This window comes from Bacillus sp. AFS037270 (assembly GCF_002585305.1).
In genome coordinates, this window is the sequence record NZ_NUNF01000022.1 from 193 (window position 1) to 7260 (window position 7068).

5 protein-coding genes are annotated in these 7068 nt (G+C 40.0%); 3 read left to right on the plus strand and 2 right to left on the minus strand.

Annotation, left to right across the window (positions count from 1 at the left end; translation table 11 throughout):
* Positions 1 to 203: 203 nt before the first annotated feature.
* Positions 204 to 1046, minus strand: coding sequence for a dimethylarginine dimethylaminohydrolase family protein (locus COD92_RS11780; protein ID WP_098526882.1), 843 nt, complete (start codon positions 1044 to 1046; stop codon positions 204 to 206).
* A gap of 169 nt (positions 1047 to 1215) precedes the next feature.
* On the opposite strand from COD92_RS11780, the gene COD92_RS11785 reads away from it, so the two are divergent.
* A complete protein-coding gene (locus tag COD92_RS11785; RefSeq protein ID WP_098526883.1) occupies positions 1216 to 1878 on the plus strand; it encodes an AraC family transcriptional regulator in 663 nt (220 codons plus the stop codon).
* A 96-nt stretch (positions 1879 to 1974) separates the two neighbouring features.
* Positions 1975 to 2244: an excalibur calcium-binding domain-containing protein gene (locus COD92_RS11790; RefSeq protein WP_098526884.1), complete on the plus strand. Its 270-nt coding sequence runs from the start codon at positions 1975 to 1977 to the stop codon at positions 2242 to 2244.
* A 129-nt stretch (positions 2245 to 2373) separates the two neighbouring features.
* Here COD92_RS11790 and COD92_RS11795 read toward each other — a convergent pair whose 3' ends face one another.
* Positions 2374 to 5313 carry a DEAD/DEAH box helicase gene (locus COD92_RS11795; RefSeq protein WP_098526885.1) on the minus strand — a complete coding sequence of 980 codons (2940 nt, stop codon included), beginning with the start codon at positions 5311 to 5313 and terminating at the stop codon, positions 2374 to 2376.
* Between the two features lie 578 nt (positions 5314 to 5891).
* Between COD92_RS11795 and COD92_RS11800 the strand changes: the two genes are divergently transcribed.
* A complete protein-coding gene (locus COD92_RS11800; RefSeq protein WP_098526886.1) occupies positions 5892 to 6632 on the plus strand; it encodes a metallophosphoesterase family protein in 741 nt (246 codons plus the stop codon).
* Positions 6633 to 7068 lie beyond the last annotated feature (436 nt).

A 7068-nucleotide genomic window follows, 5' to 3' on the forward strand; every position in this document is an offset into this window, starting at 1 on the left:
GGTCTATTGACTACCCAGATAAATGATTTTTGGGGATAACGGTCGTCAATAAGTTCTACTCCGATAAATCATTTTTTGTCGTGAATCAATATTCTATTAGTTAGTCATCTTCTAGTGCATTATAATTTACAGTATTTCGTACGAAATAGTGCGGCATTCGGACTATCACCGTTGAACCTGAGTGATCCGTCCGAATACTGCGGTTATTGTGGAGTTTCTCTCAAAATCGGCATGGTACAGCAGCGGAAGGCGCCGCCAGATTTAATAATCTCTGAAATATCGACCTCAATCACTTCATAGCCGCGGTCCTTTAGCTTTTTGTTTACTTCCTTATTGATGGGTAAACTTAACACGCGCTTGTTTCCGATTGAAAGCACATTAGTTCCTAGAGTAGCTTGTTCTTCTTCTGATACCTTAATTAAATTATATCTAGAAGAAAGAATCTTTAGTTTGTCCTCATCAATTTCACCTGGAAAAATTAAGGCTTCATCCTCTGAGAGAATATTAAAAACACAGTCTAAATGGAGATATGTATCAGTAAACGGGACGGTTATGACTTCAAAAGTGGGTAACAAACTTTGTAAATGTTCAATGGCCTTTTTATTGGTACGGTTACTTACGCCGATATAAACAGTGTTGCGGTCAATTAAAACATCGCCGCCTTCAATTTTGTCCTCCAATAGGTTGGTATACGTGATTAGTTCCTTTTCAAGTAAATCAATTAACGGCTGCTCTTCACCTTGACGGACATCATGTGCCATATGGGCCACAAACACCTGATTTCCCAGCGTAAAACCAATATCACGAGTGAATACTTGTTCAGGATATTTCTCTGAAGGAGTAAGTAACAGGACTTCAACACCGTTTTCCTCTAAGACTTGCACGAGCTGTTGATGCTGTTTTTTAGCAAGTTCTGTATCAATGTTTTCTTTTAAAAATTGTTTTTGAGTCTCATTAATGGGTTCGCGGATGGTCATATAGGTTGCTGAGCATAACACCACTTTTTTTAAGGTGTCATACTCACTAAAACAAGAACTCTTATGCATTTTGTCCTCCTCAATAAACGAAATTACATTATAATATTCCCTGACAGTGGATGGAGTAAACAGATAAACAAGAGAGGGTATCTTAGACTGGAAATCAATTGATTGGCGGCTTAAGCTTAATAATGGTGGGGAAGGCTCAGGTGGCGAATAAAAATAAGGAGTTAAAGAGATGGCTCAAAATAAGACATTACATATTTTAAATGGACAAGCTATGTTTAATTATTACGAGGAAACAAATTTTCTTGGACAGGAATGCATGGTCCCTTTTAATGAGGCGATGTGTTATGGAGGTACCTGTGACAATCTATTTTCACTGGAATTCATCGATATACGGGCAAAAATTCATCACGTAACTCCAGAACAATATACGGAACACACGCTAAAACCGTTGCAGCCTTTTTTTGATAAAGAATTCTCTCATATAGAATTATGGTTTGATGCCGATATGTTCTGTCAAATCAATCTCATAACTATTCTTGCTTGGTTAGATCAAGCAGATTCTAAAGATGCTATCGATATTCATATAGTCGCGGATAAGTTTAAACCTGTGAGTCATTTTACCGTAAAAGCAGAGGGGTATTATTCTATTTACAAGCAGGTTTTGATCGATAAGACAATGCCTGAGAATATCCTTCCAGCGCCTATAAAGAAGGGGATAGAGCTATATTTGAGTTATCTGAATAAAGATAGTGATCTTATGCTTTATATACAAGAGCACAAAGATATTCCAGATAAAGAACTTGTACTAGCTCTAATTAACAAATTCACAGATTATGGATTAGGAGATACACAATACTTTGAAATAATAAGAAATCAGCGTCAAACACTATAAGGATGTATTAATTCACAATTTTTAAATTGTCAAAATGGTTTATTTCAATTAAGATAAATACTGGAAATAGTAAAATATGTAAGTGAGGTATTTATCGTGAAAAAGTTTTTCAAAGTAGGAATTCCGTTTGCGCTTTTATTAGGTTTTACATTAGGCTCTGCAGGGGAGTCAGAAGCAGCAACTAAGATTGTGACTTTCAAAAATTGTACAGAATTGAACAAGGTTTATAAAGGTGGAGTTGCTCGTTTAGCTTCCGTAAAAAACAAAGGTGGAAAGACTTATTACAAACCTTTTGTTTCACAAGCTCTTTATGATGCAAATAAAAAAAGTGACAGAGATAAAGATCTAATTGCATGTGAACGATAAAAAAAGGAAGATTCTAAAATGAATAGAATCTTCCTTTTTTACTTCTTTGCTGTTGGAAATGGTGCCTGTCACCGTTTCTGATCTAATCATTGTATTAATGTTGCCCTCGCCGGCACCCTGGTCCAAGTATTACCCTAAATACACAAGGTCCTTCAGTTCATCAGTTGAAAGCTCAGTAAGCCAGTTTTCACTAGTGATGATTTGGTCATTGAGAAATTGTTTCTTCTCCAGCATAGCATCAATCTTCTCTTCAAGCGTCCCTGTACAAATCAACTTATGGACATGGACAAACTTGGATTGGCCGATCCGGTAAGCCCGGTCTGTAGCTTGATTCTCGACGGCCGGATTCCACCAGCGGTCATAATGGATAACATGGTTCGCAGCTGTTAGGTTCAACCCCGTTCCGCCAGCCTTCAACGATAACAGAAACACAGGGAACTCCTGATTTTGAAACCGCTCAATCATGCTGTCACGCTGTGTCTTCGGTACACTTCCGTTCAAGAACGGCACCTCAATGCCAAACTTCTTCTTCAACGTACTGCGGATCATTTCGCCCATTTCAATATATTGAGTAAAAATTAAACAACTCTCGCCTTGATCTAAAACAGCATCAACCAGTTCAACAAGCTTCTCCATTTTATTCGAGCGGTCCACCAGCTCGCGGCCAATTGCTTGTTCCTTTAAATAGAGAGCAGGGTGATTACATAACTGCTTCAAACGAGTCAGCATTTGGAGAATTAAACCTTTACGCTCAAAGCCTGATAACTTTTCAATCTCCGCAAAGGTATCGTGGATTAGCTGCTCGTACAACGATGCCTGTTCAGCCGTAAGCGGGCAGTACTCCTTTTGCTCAAGCTTATCTGGCAGATTAAGAGCAACCTCTTCATCCTTTTTCGTCCGACGCAGCAAGAATGGTCGAATCAACGACTGAAGCTGCTGAACCTTTTCTTTCTTTTCATCCTTTTCAATCGGAATAACAAACTTCTTCTGGAACTGCCCTAAGCTGCCAAGATAGCCGTGATTAGTGAAATCAAAGATGGACCACAGCTCGGAGAGGCGATTCTCCATTGGCGTTCCTGTCAAGGCAATATGGTGACGGCCGCGCAGCCTGCGTACCGCCTTTGATTGTTTTGTTTGGGCATTCTTAATGTTTTGCGCTTCATCAATGGCAATCGAACTCCATATTACTGATTCGAACTCTTCTGAATCAAGATGGCTTAATCCATAAGAAGTCAAGACAACATCAGCGTCTTGGATTTTTTCCGTAAAGACCTCTTCCTTCAGCCGGTTTGAACCATAATGAAGATACACCTTCATCTCCGGAGCAAACCGTTCCAGCTCCTTCTGCCAGTTTCCAAGCACCGACGTCGGACAGATAATCAGCGCCGACTTCACCGGCACCTTCACCTTTGCGGCAGTGTCCGCTTCACCAGACGCTTTTTTCTTCTTAGTAGTGCTAACGGTGTCAGGCACCATTTCTAAGGTATCCTCGTTCTTTACCTTTAAAAGGTAGGAGATGAGCTGGACTGTTTTACCGAGACCCATGTCATCGGCAAGGACGGCACCGAATCCGAATTGCCGCAGGAACCAAAGCCAGCTCATACCAAGCTGCTGGTAAGGACGGAGCTCACCGTTCAACCCTTCCGGAACAGTTTCGAGCGGGATCTCATGTACCTCCGACAGCATCTTGACCATCTGCTTCCATTGCCGGTTCAACTCAATTTGAATCTTCGCAAACGCCTTTGGATTCTCCAATTCCTCTTCGGTTTCTGTCGAATCAACGAGTTCCTGCTCCAGCAAATCGCGGACATGCAAGCCCTCTTTTTCGGCACGCTTCATCAAATCCTGAATTTGTCGAATAAACTGCGGGTCAAGTTTCACCCAGCGGCCCCGGATAAACACGAGCCGGCGCTTTTCCTCGACTAGCTTACCAAACTCATCTTCTGACAAATCAACACCGTTCATGGAAAAACGCCAGTTGAAATCAAGCATCGCCTGCAGCCCTACAAACGACGGCCGATGGCTGGATGACCCCTTCAAGGATGCTTTCACCTTCAAGTTAGCATTCTTCATCGCCTGCCACCAGGAAGGAAGGAGGATCTCGACATTAAGTGCGACCAAGGTTTCACTAGCATCGGTTAAAAACATCCATGCCTCTTCCTCGGTAAGGTGGGTCTTGAAAAAGCCATCCTCTTCAAGCCATGGAATTAAACGGGCCCAGCGGGTCCGCTCTTGATCCACTTTTTCTAGGTATGGATGCCACTTGGCAGGAATCTTTCTGACACCTTCGACATCATAGATATCATCAGGATTTTTCTTTCCACGTAAAAACACACCTAGGACCCAAGCACCCTCGCCATCAACCGGTTCCTCTAGCCGCAATCCTATTGTAAACGGCGTATCGCTTTCCTTGATTCCGACCCATTCCAGCCAGCTTTCTTCATCAAAATAACGAGCCAGTTCCACACCGGAAATATTCTGCTTTCTCAGTAAATCCAATTTTGGACCAAACAGCTCTCTCATAGCAGCATTTCGTGTTAAATAAGCATCAAGAGCTCCGTTATATAAATCAGAAATATAGTCTTTGGTTGTACCAAGACTGTGATCCTCGCTAACTAAGACTTGATGCTCATCCTCGATGGATTGCTCCCAAAAAGAAGAGTCAAATTCATCCTTAACCCGTTCTGGCAGCTTCCAACGGAAATCGCCATGTTCCCAGACTGAAAAATCCGGGAGCCAATCCTTCTCTATAATACCTTCATAAAGTGTAAGGGCGGAAGCAAGACAGATCTCAGATTGCTCATTCCAGTCCCAATCAATAAAGCGATTGAAGGATTCTTTGGCAAACAAAGAGACGAGCTGCCAGCCGCTCACGACGATACCTTCGACGTCGTTCACCGTTTCGGTCTCAAGAAGGGTACCAAAAAAACTTTCTTCATGGCTGCTAAAAACGAGGTTTTTCCATCTGAACGGGTTCATATAAGAGCCCTTTTCGTTCTGGGCCGTCAACAGAAAGCGGCCATTCTCTAATTTAGTTGTCAGTAATTTGATAAACCTAGTTTTAAGCATAAATAATGTACCCCTTTAACTGGAACCCTTAGTATATTAAATGTCCATGCTAAATGCGTGAACCATCAAAAAATGGTCTATTAAAAAATTCACCTGTAAAAAAATCCATATTCCTTTATTATAACCAAAAACTTGCGGTTAGAGGAGTAAGGAGCATGAAGTGTTGATTTTTATTGATTGCTTGTTGTGAAAAAGGGGTATTGTTAAAACCAGTGGGTAAGTTCGAGAGGCATAAAAATGGTGGTCTATATAAGGATTTCGACTATACCACAAAACGAGCTATAAAAAGATATCTTTTTGTGAAAGCGGTCGGTTGGTTGTATAGGGCCATGCGTCTCCTTTTATAGACGCGAGGGGCACTGTTGGGTCATCACAGTGCCCATGTGCCTCTATTTAAAGACGCGGCGGGCATTGTTAGCTCTTTACAGTGCTCATGAATCTCCTTTTACAGACGCTACGCGCACTAGGTTCGTTTAATAGACCTATTTGTAAGGATAATAAATACAGAAGTTTTAAAGAGGAATTTTAATTTAAAAAGAGAAATAATAGTAAAAATCGAGTAAAAAGGGGGTAAAGATTTGGATAAAATCGCTGTTATTTCAGATATACATGGAAATATTCCTGCACTGCAATCCGTCCTAAAAGATATCCAAACTAGAAAAATTGAACAAATCATCTGTTTAGGTGACTTAGTTGGTAAAGGCCCCGATTCAAGTGAGGCAGTTGACATAATCAAGAATGTTTGTGCTGTAACGGTTAAAGGCAACTGGGATGATTTTATTACCAAACCAACTGAGTCAGAAACAATCAAATGGCATCAAAATCAATTAACTGTTCAACAGAATCAATTTTTAGAACATCTTCCTTTTTCAGTAGAGTTTATGATGAGTGGGAGATTAATTAGACTTTTTCATGCTTCTCCAAGAAGCTACTATGACCGAGTTCAGCCATGGGACACCATCGACCGCCGTTTGAGCATGTTTGAAAATACCAATCAAACGGAAAATATACTTGGCAACAGGGAGCCAGATGTTGTTTGCTATGGGGATATACACAATGCATACATTCAGAATATAAAAGGAAAAACCTTATGTAATGTAGGAAGTGTAGGAAATCCCCTAGATATACCCCAAGCATCTTATGCCATTCTAGAAGGAAGTTATGGAGTTGAAGAAGTAGGCAGTTTTTCGATTCAATTTGTTCGAGTCCCTTATAATATTGAACTCGCTATTAATCTGGCAAAAGAAAAACGGATGCCCGAACTTGAACCATATATAAAAGAACTAACAACAGCTCAATACAGAGGAGCCCATAAATGATCAAAGAAAAGCCTTCTATTAAAGGAACGGGTTCCTTTACCTATAGCAAACATTAAATAATGTTAATTAAAATGAGTACCAAATTGTTGTATATTAATTTGATACTCATTTTTTAATTGGTATAGAGTGATTTAGACGGAATTTCCAATAGGGAACACAAAAGTGAGGAGGTCTACTAATGAAAAAATTCATTATTTTTATTAATGAATCTCTAGTAGCTATGGACCATAAAAACTAAATGCTTTTAAAAATTTCTTTAAGGGTTAAAAATTTTTGCAAAAAGAAGTTGACGTACATGCAGATTATTTGTTATATTATTATTTGTCGCTGCTGACAGTGAAAAATAACTTTAAAAAAGTTATTGACTTTGCTGATTGTGGATGATATATTATAAAAGTCGCTTTTAGCGATATGAAAAATTGTTCTTTGAAAACTA